The 19092-nt window shown below is 41.1% G+C and carries 17 protein-coding genes and 2 pseudogenes; 10 read left to right on the top strand and 9 right to left on the bottom strand.

Annotation, left to right across the window (positions count from 1 at the left end; translation table 11 throughout):
* Positions 1 to 11 precede the first annotated feature (11 nt).
* Complete coding sequence (gene can, locus XPG1_RS02635; RefSeq protein ID WP_045957706.1) at positions 12 to 665, top strand: carbonate dehydratase; 654 nt, start codon at positions 12 to 14, stop codon at positions 663 to 665.
* Positions 666 to 766: 101 nt separating this feature from the next.
* Here can and hpt read toward each other — a convergent pair whose 3' ends face one another.
* Positions 767 to 1312, bottom strand: coding sequence for a hypoxanthine phosphoribosyltransferase (gene hpt, locus XPG1_RS02630; RefSeq protein WP_045957705.1), 546 nt, complete (start codon positions 1310 to 1312; stop codon positions 767 to 769).
* Between the two features lie 383 nt (positions 1313 to 1695).
* On the opposite strand from hpt, the gene XPG1_RS02625 reads away from it, so the two are divergent.
* The 3 genes from XPG1_RS02625 to XPG1_RS02615 all read left to right on the top strand — a co-directional run bounded on the left by XPG1_RS02625 (position 1696) and on the right by XPG1_RS02615 (position 5040).
* On the top strand, positions 1696 to 2772 hold the full coding sequence (locus XPG1_RS02625; RefSeq protein ID WP_084717253.1) for a Gfo/Idh/MocA family protein: 1077 nt from the start codon (positions 1696 to 1698) through the stop codon (positions 2770 to 2772).
* Positions 2773 to 3060: 288 nt separating this feature from the next.
* Positions 3061 to 3408, top strand: a complete 348-nt coding sequence (locus tag XPG1_RS02620; RefSeq protein ID WP_045957704.1) for a YacC family pilotin-like protein — start codon at positions 3061 to 3063, stop codon at positions 3406 to 3408.
* 291 nt (positions 3409 to 3699) lie between these two features.
* Entirely contained in the window at positions 3700 to 5040 is a 1341-nt protein-coding gene (locus tag XPG1_RS02615) for an MATE family efflux transporter (RefSeq protein WP_045957703.1), read from the top strand.
* A 74-nt stretch (positions 5041 to 5114) separates the two neighbouring features.
* Here XPG1_RS02615 and XPG1_RS02610 read toward each other — a convergent pair whose 3' ends face one another.
* From XPG1_RS02610 to XPG1_RS02600, 3 genes are read right to left on the bottom strand one after another with little or no spacing between them, the layout of a single operon-like run.
* Positions 5115 to 5774 (bottom strand): DUF799 domain-containing protein, encoded by a 660-nt coding sequence (locus XPG1_RS02610; protein ID WP_045957702.1) that lies wholly within the window; start codon positions 5772 to 5774, stop codon positions 5115 to 5117.
* A complete protein-coding gene (locus XPG1_RS02605) occupies positions 5774 to 6130 on the bottom strand; it encodes a DUF4810 domain-containing protein (protein WP_045957701.1) in 357 nt (118 codons plus the stop codon). The genes XPG1_RS02610 and XPG1_RS02605 overlap by 1 nt, the downstream gene beginning before the upstream one ends.
* Before the next feature lie 48 nt (positions 6131 to 6178).
* Positions 6179 to 6850, bottom strand: a complete 672-nt coding sequence (locus tag XPG1_RS02600) for a CsgG/HfaB family protein (RefSeq protein WP_045957700.1) — start codon at positions 6848 to 6850, stop codon at positions 6179 to 6181.
* Positions 6851 to 7542: 692 nt separating this feature from the next.
* Between XPG1_RS02600 and XPG1_RS02595 the strand changes: the two genes are divergently transcribed.
* Positions 7543 to 8868, top strand: coding sequence for an SLC5/6 family protein (locus tag XPG1_RS02595; RefSeq protein ID WP_045957699.1), 1326 nt, complete (start codon positions 7543 to 7545; stop codon positions 8866 to 8868).
* Between the two features lie 858 nt (positions 8869 to 9726).
* A pseudogene (locus XPG1_RS02590) lies at positions 9727 to 10293 on the top strand (tyrosine-type DNA invertase); the annotation flags it as partial.
* A gap of 330 nt (positions 10294 to 10623) precedes the next feature.
* Here XPG1_RS02590 and XPG1_RS02585 read toward each other — a convergent pair.
* The 4 genes from XPG1_RS02585 to XPG1_RS02565 form a co-directional block, all read right to left on the bottom strand.
* Entirely contained in the window at positions 10624 to 11010 is a 387-nt protein-coding gene (locus tag XPG1_RS02585) for a DUF3461 family protein (protein WP_045957697.1), read from the bottom strand.
* A gap of 738 nt (positions 11011 to 11748) precedes the next feature.
* A complete protein-coding gene (locus tag XPG1_RS02580) occupies positions 11749 to 12960 on the bottom strand; it encodes a DUF819 family protein (RefSeq protein WP_045957696.1) in 1212 nt (403 codons plus the stop codon).
* A 93-nt stretch (positions 12961 to 13053) separates the two neighbouring features.
* Positions 13054 to 13748, bottom strand: a protein-coding gene (locus tag XPG1_RS17920) for an IS1 family transposase (protein ID WP_157879417.1) whose coding sequence is annotated in 2 segments (ribosomal slippage) — positions 13054 to 13496 and positions 13496 to 13748 — 696 coding nt in all. Because the reading frame shifts where the segments join, the coding sequence is not laid out codon by codon here.
* A gap of 74 nt (positions 13749 to 13822) precedes the next feature.
* A complete protein-coding gene (locus XPG1_RS02565) occupies positions 13823 to 14554 on the bottom strand; it encodes a M15 family metallopeptidase (RefSeq protein ID WP_052708222.1) in 732 nt (243 codons plus the stop codon).
* Positions 14555 to 14979: 425 nt separating this feature from the next.
* Between XPG1_RS02565 and pyrI the strand changes: the two genes are divergently transcribed.
* The 4 genes and pseudogenes from pyrI (at position 14980) to nrdG (ending at position 18618) form a co-directional block, all read left to right on the top strand.
* A complete protein-coding gene (gene pyrI, locus XPG1_RS02560; protein ID WP_045957695.1) occupies positions 14980 to 15444 on the top strand; it encodes an aspartate carbamoyltransferase regulatory subunit in 465 nt (154 codons plus the stop codon).
* A 112-nt stretch (positions 15445 to 15556) separates the two neighbouring features.
* Positions 15557 to 15943 carry a 2-iminobutanoate/2-iminopropanoate deaminase gene (ridA, locus tag XPG1_RS02555; RefSeq protein ID WP_045957694.1) on the top strand — a complete coding sequence of 129 codons (387 nt, stop codon included), beginning with the start codon at positions 15557 to 15559 and terminating at the stop codon, positions 15941 to 15943.
* Positions 15944 to 16223: 280 nt separating this feature from the next.
* Positions 16224 to 18149 (top strand): annotated as a pseudogene (nrdD, locus tag XPG1_RS02550) (anaerobic ribonucleoside-triphosphate reductase); the annotation flags it as partial.
* Between the two features lie 4 nt (positions 18150 to 18153).
* Positions 18154 to 18618, top strand: a complete 465-nt coding sequence (gene nrdG, locus XPG1_RS02545; RefSeq protein ID WP_045960328.1) for an anaerobic ribonucleoside-triphosphate reductase-activating protein — start codon at positions 18154 to 18156, stop codon at positions 18616 to 18618.
* Positions 18619 to 18647: 29 nt separating this feature from the next.
* Here nrdG and XPG1_RS02540 read toward each other — a convergent pair whose 3' ends face one another.
* Positions 18648 to 19079 (bottom strand): YhbP family protein, encoded by a 432-nt coding sequence (locus XPG1_RS02540; RefSeq protein WP_045957693.1) that lies wholly within the window; start codon positions 19077 to 19079, stop codon positions 18648 to 18650.
* Positions 19080 to 19092: the final 13 nt, after the last annotated feature.

The following is a 19092-nucleotide window of genomic DNA, read 5'->3' as shown; positions in this document are numbered from 1 at the left end:
GGCTATTAGTTATGATGAAAAAAATTGAAGAGCTGTTTGCCAGGAACAAACAGTGGTCAGAATCCGTAACAGAAGAAAATCCACTTTTTTTCAAAGAATTATCAAAGGCACAAAAACCACATTTTTTGTGGATAGGCTGTTCCGATAGCCGTGTGCCTGCTGAAAAATTGATTGACGCCGCTCCCGGTGATCTTTTTGTTCATCGAAATGTCGCTAACCTTGTTATCCATACCGATTTAAACTGTTTGTCTGTTGTACAATATGCTGTTGATGTTTTGCAGGTTGAACACATCATCGTCTGTGGGCACTACGGGTGCGGAGGTATTGAAGCGGCCGTCGATGGGACTGAATTAGGTTTGATCAATAATTGGCTGCTCCATATCCGTGATTTATGGTACAAGCACAGTGCTATGCTGGGTGAATTGTCGCCTCACGAAAGGCTGAATCGCTTGTGTGAATTGAATGTGATTGAACAGGTTTACAACCTCGGCCACTCAACCATTATGCAAGCAGCCTGGAAACGCGGGCAGAAAGTGATGATCCACGGTTGGGTCTATGGTTTGAAGGATGGTGAGTTGCATGATCTGGATATCACCGCAGACAGTCGGGAAAAACTGGAGCTTAATTATCGTCAGGCCATTTCTAAGCTATCTCAGGCAAAATAATGGTCAAAAATACCCCACGGTAAAAACACAAAAGGCAGCATTTTGCTGCCTTTTAGTTATGTTATATGGATAACGTCCGTTTTAACGCATTATCACAGCAATTAATCTTCCAGCAGAGTCACATGCCCAATATAAGGCAAATGACGATAATGCTGTGCATAATCAATGCCATAACCGACAACAAACTTATCTTCAATCGAATAACCAATCCATTCAACGGGAACATCAACTTCACGACGAGAAGGTTTATTCAGCAAAGTACAAATCGCCAATGAATTAGGTTCACGCAGCCCCAAAATCTCGCGGATTTTGTTCAGCGTATTGCCTGAATCGATGATATCTTCAACAATCAACACATCTTTGCCACGAATATCTTCATCCAAATCCTTAAGGATTTTCACATCACGGCTAGAATTCATCTCATTGCCATAGCTGGAGGCGGTCATAAAATCCACCTCATGAGGAACCTGAATCGCACGACATAGATCCGCCATAAAGATAAATGATCCTCTCAACAGGCCAACCAACACCAATTCACGATGACTATGACGATAGTGTTCTGTAATCTGTTGCCCCAGTTCAGCAATACGTTGCTTAACCTCCTGTTCGGAGATCATAACTTCTACAATATGTTTCGGCTCACTCATAACTATATATTTTTAAAAGAAAAGTAAATTAAAATCATGTGTCTTTTTACGAAAAGTGATACCTCGATTGATATCCCATTCACGACACAAAGACGCACACACAACAACACGAGGACAAAATATTTTGCAAAGCATATCAGAATTCATCGCCTACAGTAAAAGAAGGGTTAACGCGATGATTCGTGGCCAATGAGGAGCTCCAGACCACTCAACATGCGGGCTTGTGACAGGCAGTGACAATGTACTTCGTCAGAGGAGATGAAAAAATACGGACACTTGTATTATCGTCATGATGGTGGTTAGCTTATTAGGCAATATGCGAGATGACTACCAATGACATCAAAATCTTATTAAAAGTCAGTGCGATATATTAGGAAAGGAAGATGAAAAAAATTAGGTGGGGAATCATAGGTTGTGGTGATGTCACCGAAGTAAAAAGTGGGCCAGCCTTTTATCAATTAGAGCATTCTGAATTAGTCGCGGTAATGAGACGAAATCCTGATTTAGCTAAGGATTTTGCCCAAAGGCATGGTGTAAAAAAATGGTATACGGATGCAGATGAACTGATTCAAGATCCAGACGTTGATGCTGTATATATTGCCACACCGCCCGCTACACATAAAAAATATACCTTATTAGCCGCTAAAGCAAAGAAAATAGTTTATGTAGAAAAGCCAATGGCATTAACATTTGAGGAATGCAATGAGATGATATCCATTTGCAAATCTCAAAATGTTCCACTTTTCGTCGCCTATTATCGAAGAGCATTATCAAGATTTATTAAGGTAAAAGAGTTGATAGACTCTGGTGCAATTGGCACTCCCCGCATTGTGAACTGCTTATTTTATAGAGAAATGGAGGAATGTTATAAAGATCACGATAATCTGCCCTGGTTAGTCAAACCGGAAATATCCGGTGGCGGGTTATTTGTTGATTTAGCATGCCATACACTTGACATATTGGATTTTCTGTTAGGCAAAATAATTTCGGTCAAAGGGCATGCCGGTTTTCAGGAAGATGCCTATCCTGCCGAAGATTGTGTCTCTATTTCATTTGTTTTCGAAAAAAATATTCATGGTGTAGGTATCTGGAATTTTGTTTCAGGCACCAGAGAAGATAGGGTTGAAATAGTCGGTAATAAAGGGAAAGTGGTTTTTTCAACATTTGGTCACTCTGCCATCTCTTATTATGATGAAAATGGAAATATTGAACAATATGACTTTGAGAATCCCAAGACAATAGAAATGCCATTGATTCAGACAGTGATGGATCAATTACAGGGAAAGGGACATTGCCCATCAACAGGCGAATCTGCTGCACGGACGAATTGGGTTATCGATGAAGTTTTAAAAGATTACAGAGCATTATATCACCGTCATTCCAAACGCATTGCAGACAAAGAGAAAGATTTTCTTCAGTCAGAGACGGATTTTTCCCGACAACACCGTATAAATCCTTAACGAGTTCATATGGCGGGAAAACGTTTTGCCCACTTTCTCGCTATTTTATCTACGATAAAACCGCCTGCTGGTACGCCTCATCCCATGTTTTGTTCTTACTGAGCATCACATGCATGGTGATCAGACGTTGACACACTGTTGCCAGCCAATGCCACTTTTTTAGCCTTATTCGCCGACGCTCAGTAAGTGATTGGTTATTCCATTAAATTTCAGGAAATAAAGTTTAGCAAATAAAGATATTAATATGTTAATTTATGTAAAACGATAAAAAACCAGTATAATAGCATTATGCGAAAAATTACTTTATTCATATACGTTCTGGCTCTGTTTGGTTTTACTCACCCCGCAAAAGCGCTGTCTGAAAGTCAGGCGGAAGATTTGGCAGATCTGACTGCAATCTATATCTATCTGAAACATGACTGTGGCTATGACAAAATCCAAAATACTCAAATTCAACGCGCAATTGTCTACTTTGCCCAACGTCAAAAGTGGGATCTCAGTAACTATGATAACCAATTAATGCTGAAACTAAACCAATTAGGATATGATGATTTGAAAGGGATCAACCTGCCTAATGAGTTTAAATGCCGCTCACTTGCACGAAACTTCCTCAGTTTACTCACTTATGTAAAATAGCGTCCTAGAATGTTTTATAAATTCACTTTAGGTTAGAACAGTGATGCAAATGGCATTCTTTGTTGATGCTTTTGGGGAGATAACTTCGGCCATGGCCATGAATACTCAGGCTCAACCAAAACCAGTGGTGATCCCCCTATCCCCCTCGCTTGCAACCTTTCAGCAAGCCAGCGATATAAACCGCCTATCGCGTCTATCAACTTATGCATAAACCCTGTAAAATCACCGCTGCTCTAAGTACGTCACTCCGCAAAAAGATCATTTAACTCACTAAGAATAATAGGTTTTATAATGCATCAATCCGATGTTGTTAACCGTTCGCTTTTTTCGTTAAGCTGGCCGATTTTCATTGATATTTTTCTGCATATGGCGACCCTATTAATCAATACGTACATGGTCAGCCATATTTCTTCTGCTTATCTTGCCGCTATGGGGGTGGGGAACCATGTTTTTGATCTCTTTATTACCATCTTCAATTTTATCAGTGTCGGTTGTAGTGTTGTCATCGCCCAATATTTAGGCTCAGGAAAACGCGATAAATCCAGTCAGGCGATTCATATCTCCATTGCTTTTAATTTTTTGCTTGGTTTCAGTTGTGCGCTGATCACCATATTCTTCGGTTATAAGATCCTGCATATCATGAACCTGCCTCAACATCTGATGGATGATGGGTTTGCTTACTTGCATGTTCTTGGTATCTGTCTGATCCCTGAAGCCATGTCGATTGTTCTGGCTGCTTGCCTGCGGGTTTATGGTAAGTCGAAATCAGCGATGTATGTCACGCTGATTGCCAACTTACTTACGATTGTCGGCAATATGATCGTCCTGTACGGGTTCTTTGGCTTGCCACAATACGGATTGGAAGGTGTCGCATGGTCTACGGTATTTGGCCGTACCGTCGCCGTGATTTTGCTCTTTGGATTACTGTTTAGTGGGTTAAAAATCAAGTTCGAACTGAAACTACTCTTAAATTGGTCTAAGAATATACTCAGCAAGATACTGCATATCGGCTTGCCCGCCGCCGGTGAAAACTTTGTGTGGATCCTGCAATATATGACCGCTCAGGCATTTATCGGCCTGATGGGAGAAGCATCTCTGGCAGCTCAAACGCTGTACTTCCAGTTATCTCTGTTCATTATGCTGTTTGGCATCTCTACCAGTATTGGTAACGAGATTATGGTTGGTCATCTCGTTGGTGCAAAACGCTTTGAGGATGCCTATATTCGAGGGTTAAAAAGCCTGCGGATTGGTGTCATTGTCACGATAGGCGTTGTACTCGCGTTCTGGTTTTTCAGGGAATCCCTTCTCAATATGATGACTGACGATAAGCAGATTATTGAACTTCTGCTACCGTTGTTCCTGCTCTCTGTCTTTTTAGAGCCAGGACGTACTTTCAATATTGTGATGGTCAATGCGCTGCGTGCTGCCGGCGATGCCCGTTTTCCACTCTATACCGCACTCATTTGTATGTGGGGTATCTCCATACCTGTCGGTTATTTTCTGGGTATCACCATGGAGATGGGCATCCTGGGGATCTGGATAGGTTTTTTCTGTGATGAATGGATCCGTGGCGGTATAAATGCGTGGCGTTGGCAGTCTAAAAAATGGCAAACCAAACGATTGGATGTCTAAAATTTAGCACAGCACAGAATCCACTATCAAAAATGCCGCAGGCTCACCTGCGGCATTTTTATTGCGATTAAATCTTAAAATTTCTCTTTACCATAAAACTCGGATCGTGGGCCATAGAGCAAGCGACCATTTCCCCCTGCCCCTAACAAGCGATTACTGGTAATGCCTGCAATATCATGTCCTCGGTCCATAATCGTATTTGCGATCTGAGAAATGGCCGCTGATACCAACATACCGATCACCCCCCCGCTGGAATAATTGTTATTTTCAGCTGTGGATGCGCTTGCAGAACCACTCCACAGATCTTTTCCGGTGCGCAAATCCACCAGACGCGCAGTTGCGCTGACACGGGTTTCACTGTTAATAATTTGGTATTGGGTACCGTATTTCGTGATATTCAGATAAAGCGCAGAATCCGCCCCAAATGTGTCATATAATTTTTTGTAACTGATGTTGTGAATATCTTGCGCTTCTGTCACGCCATTTTGGTGGAAGGTTTCTTCAACCACCGCAACAGGGTAAACATAATAGCCGGATTCAGCCAACGGATAAGTGACTTGAGACAGTAAACTCCCCGCAGCCTGCACTTCCACTGATTTATTGACCGCCGGCAAAACCAAAATGGATTTAGGTTTACTTTCTCGCAGTGCGGAATAATCATACGGTTTATGCTTAGCACATCCAGTCAATACCAGCAAAAATAAGACACCGATTGCCCCCAGAAAACGCTTCATTATTTTACTCCCTTATTTTTGCTTAACAGAAAGTCCATATATGGCGCCGATTCAGGAAACAACTTTTTCTCTATTTCAAACTGCTGAAAAGCGTCCTCAATCTTGCCAGTTTTGCTGTAAAGCAATCCCATTTGAGCATGTAACCCCGGTGGAACCGGTTTATCTTTCGCTTTAGCTTGCTCAATGACTTTTTGTAATGCCTGAAGCTGTTCCTGCGGCCCCGCTTTATCCTGCTGGTAATATTGGTACAGCGTTGATTGGTAATCACCCCACTCATAGATGGATTTAGGCGCCTGTGCACATCCGGCCAACAATAGAACGCCTGACAACATTCCCATTTTTTTCATCAAAAACATATAAAAATTGTCCCTAAAAAATCGCACCAATTGATATTTGAAGAGTGATTAATTGCTTGGCTTCCATGCACCATTATCAATACCGGTCACCAAGTCATTAATTGCTTCACGGATCGCCAGATCCAACACCTTACCATTCAGCGTCGAGTCATAGCTGGAAGTACCACCGAATCCAATCACTTCACGACTGGACAGTTTATATTCCCCTGCCCCGGCGGAAGAGAAAACCACTTCAGACGTTTCCACATTGACAACATTTAGCATGACCTTAGCATAAGCAACCTGTGACTTGCCGCGCCCCAAAATACCCCATAATTGGTGATCACCAACTTCCTTACGACCAAATTCCGTCACAGAACCCGTAATAATGTAATTCGCCCCCTTCAGTTTCTGTGCTTTCCCCTGTAAACCCGCTTCTACTTTCAATTCTGCCAAATTAGTGCGTTCTAACACATTAAAACGACCCGTTTGTTGTAGATGGGTAACCAGGATAGTTTTTGACTGGTTGCCTAAACGATCAATGCCGTCAGAAAAAATACCATTCTGATAACTTGAACGGTTTTCGAATTTACCCACTGCAATCGGGCTGCGAATACTGGCATAAGTCGTTTGATAAGAAGTGACTTTTTGTACTGGAAGGGTTGATGAGGATTCTGTTGCGCAACCGGCCAACATAAAAGAAGCCAGGCAAAGCGTGGCGAATGTAAATTTGCTTTTCATTATTATGTTTTCCTGAATCAATATTTAAATAACTCTATTTGATTGTTTATACAGCGAATACCGTTAACATAAAAATGAGAAATAGTAAGTACTGTTACACAAAAAGTCCATTTAATAAAAAAATACATGAGAAAAATATCAAATAACCCACCGATTTTTAATCACTTTTAAAATAATTCATAAGGTGACTATTTGAAAGCTTCATTTAGCCATTTGTTACTCAATAAAAAATAAATAAAATAATAAATCAATCAGAAAATTTAAAGATATCTATCACATTCCGCTATCAATAAAAAAATTCTAGATTAATATTCTGGATTATCGCATAATATTAATAATAAAAAGGATTTAACACTGTCATAATGCTTTAAACGGATACCCGCTTGATAAAGGACACAACTTCTCTTTTTAGTTGTTTCGATTGTTAATCGAACAAAGACTCACGATATTCTTGCACAGAGAAACAAATAATTTTATATATCAATCAGATATATAAATCATATTTATTTTTTTTACCGTTTCCCTTTGCAATTTTTCTTGAAAAACAACCAATAGCGATTTCTTCTTGATGAAGAAATGGTTCTCTCAAAAGCGGGATTAGCTGGCGTGGTCAGGGATATTTTTTCTCCCTGGAATCAATGACTATCTATTCAATACCGATTACAGCAGCAAAAGTGTAAGCGAGAGCGATTATGAAAACAGTAATAAAAAATAATGACGTCAGGTCACACTTATCTCCATCCGCTAAACGGGCCAACATGACGGAAGCAGAATGGAAAAAATCCATAAAATTCAACCACTATGATACAGGTTGGGTCATTATGAGTATCGGCATGGCGATCGGCGCCGGCATTGTCTTCTTGCCTGTCCAGGTTGGGTTAATGGGGATGTGGGTTTTCCTCCTCTCTTCCATTATCGGTTATCCTGCCATGTATCTTTTTCAACGGCTTTTTATCAACACACTCGCTGAATCACCAGAATGTAAAGATTACCCCAGTGTCATCAGTGGCTATCTCGGTAAAAACTGGGGGATTTTGTTGGGTGTACTCTATTTCATTATGCTAGTGATCTGGATGTTTGTTTATTCCACCGCCATTACCAATGACAGTGCATCTTACCTGCAAACGTTTGGGCTCACAGATGAATTAATGTCGAAAAATCCACTTTATGGGTTAGTGCTGATTTGTGTACTGGTCGCTATTTCTTCCCGCAGTGAACGATTACTGTTCAAATTATCCAGCCTGATGGTCATAACAAAGTTATTGGTTGTTGCGGCATTAGGGGTTTCCATGATCGGTCTGTGGCATCTTTACAATATCGGGGCACTGCCTCCATTTGGCCTGTTAATCAAAAAAGCCATTATTACGCTACCTTTTACGCTCACCTCTATCCTGTTTATCCAAACGCTCAGTCCCATGGTCATTGCTTACCGCCATCAGGAACAAAATCGTGAAGTTGCCCGCCATAAGGCACTTAGAGCCATGAATATTGCCTTTAGCGTTCTGTTTTGTACGGTCTTTTTCTATGCCATCTCTTTTACATTGGCCATGGGTCATGACGAAGCTGTCAAAGCCTATGAACAAAACATTTCCGCACTGGCCATTGCTGCGCAGTTTTTTCCTGGTGGTTGGGTGATTATCGTCAGCATCCTGCTCAATATCTTTGCCGTAATGACTGCTTTTTTTGGTGTTTATCTGGGATTTCGTGAGGCCAGTCAAGGGATTGCCATGAATATTCTTGGTCGCCTGATGCCTACCGACAACATCAATGAGAGGTGGGTTCAAAAAGGAATTGTGGTTTTTGCTATCTTATTGGCATGGAGTGCCATTATCCTGAATGCGCCGGTCTTGAGTTTCACTTCTCTCTGTAGCCCCATTTTTGGCATCATTGGTTGCCTGATCCCGGCCTATCTGGTCTATAAGGTTCCCCATTTGCACCATTACAAAGGAACATCGCTCATTGTGATCATCTTTACCGGATTCTTGTTATGTATTTCTCCTTTCTTGGCCTTTTCCTGAGCATTTATTGACATAGACGCTCATGGTGCATCTGAAAGTTGTTTATGTTAAGACAACTGAGGTGAAAATAGCGAATAATTAGCACTCGGAAAGGTTAAAATAATTAATATTTAATAAAGCCAATGTTTAAAATAATCAATAGCTTAAAAGCATAAAAAGATAAGGCCAGTGTTTTTCTGGCCTTTATCAAATTAAATTTCTCAATAATTCACTAAATTAACCATCATTTTTATAATGGAGTCATATTTAATGATTATAGACTCCATTTATATTTTAAGATAATTTTATGCATTCAATTAAAAAGCATTAATTTATTAAGACAACCAATAAAATAATCATCCATACAAACGACCATGTACCCAAACAACGTACCACAACACAAAAAGCAACAAAGCGCTAAAACAAGCCCATCAGTATAAAAAATGATTAGTTTTTAGTAGAAATCACTTGTTACACAAACAGATTAGATAAATCATTTACATTTTTCAGTAAATGCAGTAAAAATATAAGGCAAAAACACTTTTAATGATTTTTTGAAGAATAAAAAACTAGTCATAAAACAAAGCCAAATGTTTCGTTGCAAAGTTCTATCGCGCTATTTTTACCCATGGAATTCTATTTATGATTGTTTCATTCTATATATCAGAGCCACATAGCACGTATCTATAAGGTTTCAATTAGTATTTTCATTAAAAATAAGACGAATAGAAGAAAACCGTTTTTCTATTTTCAGTCGCCCAAATAAGTAAATTTGATATTTTCCCAATCGAGTTCAGAAAATATTAAGGGCATTGTCTCGATTGGCTGAAATAGCTTGCTATTCACACTTAACCTTTCTGATTCCATAGGAACGATAATCTCATGAAACAACGTAAATTTTTAACCCGATACGAAATAGACGCAATTTTGGCTGAAACAAAACGAGGCCGTCATGCAGAACGAGATTACTGTATGTTATTAATGTGTTTTATTCACGGGTTTAGGGTAAGTGAGCTCTGTAATCTATGCTTATCTGATATCGATCTGAATTCAGCGGTCATTCATATCAGAAGATTAAAAGGCGGTCTGTCAACGACTCATCCTTTGATTCCAGAAGAAATTGTCGCATTGAAGAAATGGCTAACGATTCGCCAAAATTGGCGCGAGGCTAACTCTCCATGGGTATTTCTTTCCCAAAAATCCGGTGCTGTTTCACGGCAACAAGTGTATGGATTATTGAAACGTTATGGAAAAATGGCCAATGTCAGTGTCTCTCCGCATCCACATATGCTAAGACACGCTTGTGGTTATGCTTTGGCCGATCTCGGTCGTGATACGCGCTTAATTCAGGATTATCTCGGCCACCGTAATATTTCACATACGGTGATTTATACCGCCAGTAATGTGAAGCGTTTCTCTAACATTTGGGAATCTCACTCTAAATAACGATGTGATTTTTTCTGTTATCTTCATTCATACGAGTGGTTATCACAACCCTATCCACCAATGAATCCGTGGATGTTGTTGCCGATAAAAGACAATGCCATTATCACTGGCATTCAATGATTTTCTTATCTGTATGATAAATTCAACGTGTTCATTTCAAATGGATTTTATCTTTATTGCTTTATTTTTGTTAACAATCCAGAGAACAATTTACTCGCACTTATGCTTAATTGATAAATAATATCAATTTATCCCTCAACCTGAGCAGAGAATTCTTATTAATATTTCGCTGCTCAATTAAAGATCACACTGATGCACATAATCGGCATATTACTTGCGGGTCAGCTTTTCCAAATCTGCTTCGATTTCGGCGATCTTATTCGCAACAACATGTTCGAGATGACGTAAGTCGTCGAGGATCTTGTGTTTCAGATCGACTTCAGGCTGGTCATGTTTGCAAATCTGATCCAACTCTTCAATCACATAACGCAAATTGGTGTTAATCTCTTTGACTTCTTTGTAACCCTGGCCTGAATGATCGTCAGCGATGGTCTTTAACTGACGTGGATACTTAAATTTAACGCTCTTGGCAAAAAATTCGCCTTTATCCTTGCGAAAATAAATCTTCAGAATGTCGTTATTCGCTTCCTGACGGAGGCTATAGCGATCAATATCTTCAGGATACGTAATCCCCAAACTTTTCAAATTATCATACATAGTGCGTCACCTAATTACCTCAATGAAATGGAAAGGCAAAAAATAGTGGATTTATTATCCATTTCATCATCGTTAAAAGTCAATTTATTAATGATAATTGAGGAAGTTCACACAAAATGGAAACAAACGCGCTGTCGTAGGTGCCTGCTAATTATCGATAACTCGTTATGTTCAACAAATCTGCATTGAACATAACGAGAAAAAAACACGATTTCTTGATACAAAACTCACTTTTCTCATCCTACTGGTATGATTCCTTTCTTTTATGTTCCTTCCTTAGTTTCCAACACTAACACTCAATTCCCCTGATGTTGCACACTGGTATTATCACACCCAAACAGATAAGATTTTATTATGAATGTTGCGCATAACAATATATTATCAAAGAGATGACAGAATGCAAGAATCGAATAATAAAAAACAACCGATATCGACGTCTCGTTAGATGAAATCACATAACATATTGATTTTGCATGAAAAATAAAAACATAAAAAATAAGTGCAAATGATTTCCATCAGAAAACACTTTTTGCAGTCGTATTTTCAAACAATCTATTCTCTTCCTGCTTCGAGCGTAATCCGATTGTAATCATCGCCAAAACTGAAAATTTTTGTGACAATGGTATCGTTCTCGTCAAAATACACATCCCTTTTCAACGGTCAAATTCACTTAACCAAAATATCGTTGAACCGAATCTGCGTGGCCACTTATATCGCGATCCTGAATAATGATTTTTTTTATCCAACGACAAAATACACAAACGTCCCCACATAATTGCCAATCACATAACCAACTGTACCAATAACCATGATTGGGCCAACCAGATTAATCCAACCACGGCTAATTGCCATTGCGGCCGCGGTGGTTGGCCCGCCGATATTGGCATTACACGCCAGAATATTTTCCTCAAGGCTAAACTTAAATAGTTTGCCTACTGCAAAAGTCAGTATCAAGTTGATCATGGCAATCACAAAAACGAAAGCAAACAACAGAGGGGCATGGCTAATGATGGCTTCAATGGAGGCAGGAATGCCAATCACAACAAAGAACATATAGATGGCGTAAGTCCCCAGTTCCTGTGTGCCGTTCAGTTTACTGAATGTCTCTTTAAAGATCGAAACGAGGATAAACGTCACCGTTGTGAGGAGCAGGTATTTATCGGATATCAAACTGAAAATAAGCGCCTGATAAATACTGTTTGGTTGCCCAAGCAGCACTTTTAGCCATGTCGATAACTGAAATGACAGGGCGACGATAAAAATCGACCATGCCAACGACACCGCAATGTCTTTCAGGGCAATCTCTTTCGGTTTCCAGTAAGCCGCCGCAAAAGTCGGGGATTTATCCAAATTGGGTTCGTTATCTATCGCATCAGTATGGGGGCTACCCCAGAATTTTCTTGCCACGCGCCAGCCAGATAATGCAATCAGGATAATAAAGTAACCCGCCATCATCATATTATCAGCCACGATGGTGGATGCCGTCATACTTTGGGAAGGTTCCAGCTTGGCCGCCATTGCCGCAAAATTGACGCCTCCTCCTGTATATGAAGCCGAGATCATCCCGCTGATTTTATCCAGTTCCGGGATATACGCCTTGAAAAGGTGGAAAGCAACGATGGCACCCATTATGGTAGCAACGGAAGACATTAAAAATAAGATCAGTAATCGCCAACTTTCTTTGATAATACGCTGTAAATTGGTTTTGAATAGCAGTAAAGGGATTGCTAATGGCACGATATATCCCCAAACCGCATCGTAAACGGGGGCTTCTGTCGGAATGATCTTTAAGTTAGATGCCAATAACGCAATCATCAGCGCAATCACTGCACCAGGTATTTTCGATGCCCATCGATATCGTTGCTCCACCATAATTGCCGCTGCTACCGCAACCATAATAAAAGCCCAAAGCATTAATGAATTACCAGATGTCATTAAAGTATTATTCATTCTTTCCCCTGAAATAATTCAAGTTGATAAAATCATACTTATTGGGTTATTGACAACAAAATTAGGTCGTGTATTAAATGGTTAGAAGGATCACTAAATATAGTTTTCACGCTCAATGAAAGTGCCTATCACTTTATCGTGCATTTCTTCAGATTTGGAATAACCGATTGTTTTTCTATTCAGCCTTTTTATTCGGGTACGATGGGTAAGGTTGGTTCTCTCTATACGTTGGGTAAATATCTTTCCAGTAAGATGGACTTCTTCAGGAAGACAATCATAAACGGCATAATCATCCGTACAGTAAAACCGGATATTAAAGGGTGACAAGAGTGCCAGTAGTTTTTCCCATGTTTTTCTGCTGCGATCCCCAAAAGTATGTGCCACTATCCGTTTCATACGCGGCTCCCAGGCATACCAGAGCCAGCGCTGATTTTTCTTACTCCCCACAAACGACCACTGCTCATCCACTTCACAGATAAGATGAATGTCATCCCCGTCAAGAGGAAGCGTCGTCACGTTCCGGGGGTTGAGTTTTTAAGCGTTTTCATCACAGTAGCTGTTGCCACCTTCAATACGCGGGCCGTGTCACGGATGCCGCTGTTATTCATCGCCATATCAATAATCTGCTCTTTGACTCCCGGTTTGCAAGCTTGATAGGTGTATGCCAACTGAAAGACTTTACTGCAGGCATAGCAGCGGTAGCGGGGATAACCTCTATGACCTTTTCCATGTCCTTTAACATCTTCTGATTTGTGACAATAACGACAATCAACTTCTACTTTAGCCATGTTCCACCACGAAATACCGGAAGATTATCATAACAACTAACTATTTAATACATGACCCAAAATTAACGATTTCATTATCTGTTTCGCATTCCATCAACAGCACCATAAATAGCAATCTCATTTTTATAAAATGCCCATAAAGCATTACCATAATCATAATGCCACCACTCGGTCGGCAAGTTGGTAAAGCCAACCTGAATCATGGCGTTATACAATAACCGCCGATATAAGGTAGCCGGCATATTTTTTTCAGGTTCTTTTTCTAACGCGGCCGTATAAGACAACGCCGTCACTTCATCAAACTCAGTTCCTAAAAACAGAGGTTTACCCGATGCGATGTCAAATAACGTCACATCAACCGATCCGCCCGTCATATGGGGGCTTATCGAGTGCTGTTCCGTAGGTGCCGGTGCCACAAACTGTTGCAAAAGTACTTTCTGTTCTTCAACAGATAAATGGCGATATTGGTCAGCTATTTTTACTTGTGTTTTTTCCTGTAATGCCTGCTGAGTTTCCCGCGAACGCCAGCCATCTAATATTAAAATGCCTAAATGAGACGGGAGCAATTGGGATACCATCACTAATTTTTTGGCGACGCTTTTTCTTATTGTGCAATATTCAATGGAACCCGTTATCCCCGCGAGAAAATAAACCGCTTGCTGTTTTAACTTCTCACTGTCAGTCATTATGACTAAAGGCTCATGGCATTCATTAATCGGTATTTCATTAATCACTTTCCAATCAAACATGTTTTCCAGCGCAATTTTATCCACGATGTTATTTTTCATAGCAGTAGATAGAAACATATTTTCCCTTATATTGTCATTTTCAAAGAGATAGATTGTTATTTATTATGGTTTAAGCACACATTAAATCATTATTCCCACCCTCACAGCGAATAACAATTTATTTACAGATTAGCAACAAAAACATCGCCCATCAATGCTTATTTTCCGCATATTCAAATAAGTAAAATAATCTATTAAATTAAATGGATAATTATCAATGATGTCTTCTTGCCTAAAATTTTTGAGAAAAGTCAGTGGTTCTTTAAATACATCTTTCTTTATTCTATCCGCTATCGATCATGACCCAGTCAGAGTACCGCCGGCAGTATCGAAGAGTGATTTATGCAGGATGAAATACCCCATTTTATATGACAAAATAGGGGCATTCCCTTAATCCCCTAATCGCTGGAGGCGGAATACCGAAACGGTATTCATGACACGACATGATGCAAGACCATCAACGACAAGTAGAAGCCATCAAATGTGGCACAGTTATCGATCACATTCCGGCCCATGTCGGCTTTAAATTATTATCTCTGTTCAAACTCACTGAAACAGATCAACGCGTTACCATTGGCCTGAATCTCCCCTCTAATCATCTGGGTAAAAAAGATCTGATCAAGATTGAGAACACCTTTCTGACTGAGCAACAGGCAAATCAACTCGCAATGTATGCGCCGCACGCGACAATCAATAACATTGAAAACTACATTGTCGTCAAAAAAATGCCCATCAATCTCCCAGACCGGATCGACAATATCCTTGTTTGCGCAAACAGTAATTGCATCAGTCATAACGAACCCGTCAACAGCAGCTTTCATGTGATGCCGGCAAAAGATGATGTGGTATTGCGCTGTAAATACTGTGAAAAAGAGTTCGATCGTCAGGCCGTTATCAATAACGATTAACGATCCATCAGCCATTTACAAGCCCGTTTTGTATCCATTGATACAGGCCAGAGGATCACTATAATGGCGATCCAGGAAATTTTTCCATTTAGACATCAAACAGGAGTTTCTCATGTCACGTTCTATCCATACCGAGCATGCACCCGCCGCAATCGGCCCTTATGTGCAGGGAGTTGATCTGGGCAGCATGGTTATCACTTCCGGTCAAATCCCGGTTGATCCAAAAACCGGTATTATTCCTGAAGAGGTGACGACCCAAGCCCGTCAATCTTTGGAAAACGTTAAAGCGATCATCGAACAAGCTGGCCTGAATGTCGCTGATATCGTAAAAACGACGGTATTTGTTAAAGACCTGAATGATTTTGCTGCCGTGAACGCAACTTACGAAGCTTTCTTCGTTGAACACAATGCACCATTCCCAGCCCGTTCATGCGTTGAAGTTGCCCGTTTGCCAAAAGATGTCAAAATCGAAATCGAAGCAATCGCAGTTCGTCGCTGATTTATCATTTTCTCATCCCTGATACGCGGGTATCAGGGGTGTTCTTTCCATCTTGTTTTCCTCTTTCCCCTGACCGAATAACCGTCTCTTTCTTTGTCTTAGATCAACTTTTCAGGTTGTATATTGGCTTAAATGATCTATATATTGTGTTTAAATGCACATCAAACACCATATATAGTATTTATACATAAATTATCCACATCAAGACAAAAAGCGCGTATTCATGCCATTTTCGCTTGTGGATAACCTATTGAGGAGTCATATCGTGAAAATGGTTGTGCAGCAACAAGATGATCACCAGATTAACATTAGCAAGAACAATACCGGTAAGCAGGCTGCCCTCCCATGGCACGATCGCATGGAGCAAGAAATTCGTGGCCTGATCGCACAAAATAATGTCTCTTTGCTCAATGAGAATGCGAATAAAGACAGTAAGGTGATCCCAACCCAGCGTGATTTATTAGCAGGGATTGTTGCTCGGCAATATGCCAAGCAATATCTGCTGCCGCATGATGTTGTGCAGGCACATGACAAGGGAGAAATCCACTATCACGACCTGGATTATGCCCCATTTTTTCCTATGTTCAACTGTATGCTGATCGATTTACAGGGAATGTTGACCCGTGGCTTTAAAATGGGCAATGCCGAAATTGAACCGCCTAAATCGATTTCTACGGCCACCGCGGTCACCGCCCAAATTATCGCGCAAGTTGCCAGCCACATTTATGGTGGCACAACCATTAACCGCATTGATGAAGTCCTCGCCCCTTTTGTGAAAGCCAGTTATGACAAACATCTGGCCATTGCCAAAGAGTGGAATATTGCGGATCAGACCGCCTACGCAGAAGCCCGCACAGAAAAAGAGTGTTATGACGCCTTTCAATCGCTGGAATATGAAGTCAATACGCTGCATACCGCGAATGGGCAAACACCGTTTGTGACTTTTGGCTTCGGTTTGGGTACGTCAAAAGAGTCCCGTCTGATTCAAATCTCGATTCTGCGCAATCGCATTGCCGGCCTGGGAAAAAATCGCAAAACCGCCGTTTTCCCCAAACTGGTTTTTGCAATTCTTGATGGATTGAACCATCGGTTTGGCGATCCTCACTATGATATTAAGTTATTGGCGCTGGAGTGTGCCAGCAAACGCATGTATCCCGATATTCTCAATTATGATCAAGTGATCAAGGTGACGGGCTCGTTTAAAACACCCATGGGATGTCGTAGTTTTCTCGCACCTTATGAAGAAAATGGCCAACAAATCCATGAAGGACGCAATAACCTGGGTGTGATCAGCCTGAATCTACCCCGTATTGCGCTTGAAGCCAAAGGGAGTGAAGCGCGCTTTTGGCAACTTTTGCATCAGCGTTTATTACTCGTTAAAAAAGCACTGATGACCCGAATTACCCGCCTCGAAAAAACCAAAGCACGTGTTGCCCCGATCCTCTATATGGAAGGGGCTTGTGGTGTACGTCTGAAAGCCGATGACAACATTGCCGATATTTTCAAACATGGCCGGGCATCTATCTCGCTGGGGTATATCGGCCTACATGAAACGATCAATGCCTTATATGGCAATCACGTTCATCTCTTTGATGATAAACAACGCCAACAAAAAGCCCTTGCTATTGTTAAGCACTTACGTCAGGTGGTCGATCAATGGAAGCAAGAAACGGGCTATGGCTTCAGTTTGTACAGTACGCCAAGCGAAAATTTATGTGATCGTTTCTGCCGTTTGGATGCGGCTGAATTTGGTGTGATTCAGGGCGTTACCGATAAAGGCTATTATACTAACAGCTTCCATCTGGATGTAGAGAAGAAGGTCAATCCTTACGACAAGCTGGATTTTGAAGCCCCCTATCCCCCACTGGCAAACGGGGGCTTTATTTGCTATGGCGAGTATCCCAATTTACAACATAATTTGAAAGCGCTGGAGGATGTTTGGGATTACAGTTATTCACGCGTACCTTACTATGGTACCAATACGCCAATTGATGAGTGCTATCAGTGCGGCTTTACCGGAGAATTTGCTTGTACCAGTAAAGGATTCACTTGCCCCCGGTGCGGAAACCATGATTCTGCTCATGTTTCAGTTATTCGTCGTGTTTGTGGATATCTTGGTAGCCCAGATGCCCGACCATTCAACGCCGGCAAGCAGGAAGAAGTAAAACGCCGTGTAAAACATCTCAACCATGGAAAAATGGGTTAATACGATGAATTATCACCAATACTATCCGGTTGATGTGGTGAATGGTCCCGGAACCCGTTGTACACTGTTCGTGTCAGGTTGCATACATCAATGCCGTGGCTGCTATAACCAAAGCACGTGGCGGCCCGATTCGGGTCAGCCTTTTACGCAGGCAATGGAAAATCAGATTATCACGGATCTACAAGATCGCCGTATTCAGCGCCAGGGGTTGTCATTATCTGGCGGCGATCCGCTGCATCCTCATAATATCGCCAGTGTACTGCAACTGGTTAAACGCGTACAAAAAGTGTGCCCGGATAAAGATATCTGGCTATGGACAGGATATACCCTCAGTGAATTAAGCGAAATGCAACAAGACGTTCTCCGATATGTTCATGTTGTGGTCGATGGAAAATTTGAACAAGCGCGGTATGATCCTGCGTTAGTTTGGCGAGGTAGTCATAATCAGGTCATCCACTATTTAAGGTAGCGCGTGATAACACCGGGCAGGCAGTGAGCTCAACGCTGCCAATATAATTTTTTGCCAAAACCAAGCGTATTATCCACCATTTTGATTTCATGCATATTGAGCTGCCAGATTGGGGTTTTGGCGGCCAGTGCGATAGGAAAACGGCGGCAATAACGCGCCCTGGCGATAGCCTCGGCTTCATCCGTTAATGGCATCACTTCACCACGAAATTGAATGCCTTTGATTTGTGCAATATTGCGTATTTGGCCGGCAACAGTCCCTGCTACGATGGGATTGTTCTGCATCATCTGCCCGTGTCGGGTATCTGATTCAGTCATAAACCAGAATGCCATGTTATCAGCATCAAAGACATAAAAGCAGCTAGCGCACCATAGATCCCCAATTGAAGCCGTACAAAGCGTAAATACATGTTGGCTGGCGAGATATCGACGAATGATTAAAATTTCTTTATTTAAATCCATATATTTCCATACT

This window comes from Xenorhabdus poinarii G6, from assembly GCF_000968175.1.
Classification (GTDB): Bacteria; Pseudomonadota; Gammaproteobacteria; order Enterobacterales; family Enterobacteriaceae; genus Xenorhabdus; species Xenorhabdus poinarii.
This window is presented reverse-complemented; position numbering and strand designations above follow the sequence as displayed.

Coding starts and splice junctions, on each gene's coding strand:
- can (WP_045957706.1), top strand. CDS start 12: ATGATGAAAAAAATTGAAGAGCTGTTTGCCAGGAACAAACAGTGGTCA.
- hpt (WP_045957705.1), bottom strand. CDS start 1,312: ATGAGTGAGCCGAAACATATTGTAGAAGTTATGATCTCCGAACAGGAG.
- XPG1_RS02625 (WP_084717253.1), top strand. CDS start 1,696: ATGAAAAAAATTAGGTGGGGAATCATAGGTTGTGGTGATGTCACCGAA.
- XPG1_RS02620 (WP_045957704.1), top strand. CDS start 3,061: ATGCGAAAAATTACTTTATTCATATACGTTCTGGCTCTGTTTGGTTTT.
- XPG1_RS02615 (WP_045957703.1), top strand. CDS start 3,700: ATGCATCAATCCGATGTTGTTAACCGTTCGCTTTTTTCGTTAAGCTGG.
- XPG1_RS02610 (WP_045957702.1), bottom strand. CDS start 5,774: ATGAAGCGTTTTCTGGGGGCAATCGGTGTCTTATTTTTGCTGGTATTG.
- XPG1_RS02605 (WP_045957701.1), bottom strand. CDS start 6,130: ATGTTTTTGATGAAAAAAATGGGAATGTTGTCAGGCGTTCTATTGTTG.
- XPG1_RS02600 (WP_045957700.1), bottom strand. CDS start 6,850: ATGAAAAGCAAATTTACATTCGCCACGCTTTGCCTGGCTTCTTTTATG.
- XPG1_RS02595 (WP_045957699.1), top strand. CDS start 7,543: ATGAAAACAGTAATAAAAAATAATGACGTCAGGTCACACTTATCTCCA.
- XPG1_RS02585 (WP_045957697.1), bottom strand. CDS start 11,010: ATGTATGATAATTTGAAAAGTTTGGGGATTACGTATCCTGAAGATATT.
- XPG1_RS02580 (WP_045957696.1), bottom strand. CDS start 12,960: ATGAATAATACTTTAATGACATCTGGTAATTCATTAATGCTTTGGGCT.
- XPG1_RS02565 (WP_052708222.1), bottom strand. CDS start 14,554: ATGTTTCTATCTACTGCTATGAAAAATAACATCGTGGATAAAATTGCG.
- pyrI (WP_045957695.1), top strand. CDS start 14,980: ATGATGCAAGACCATCAACGACAAGTAGAAGCCATCAAATGTGGCACA.
- ridA (WP_045957694.1), top strand. CDS start 15,557: ATGTCACGTTCTATCCATACCGAGCATGCACCCGCCGCAATCGGCCCT.
- nrdG (WP_045960328.1), top strand. CDS start 18,154: ATGAATTATCACCAATACTATCCGGTTGATGTGGTGAATGGTCCCGGA.
- XPG1_RS02540 (WP_045957693.1), bottom strand. CDS start 19,079: ATGGATTTAAATAAAGAAATTTTAATCATTCGTCGATATCTCGCCAGC.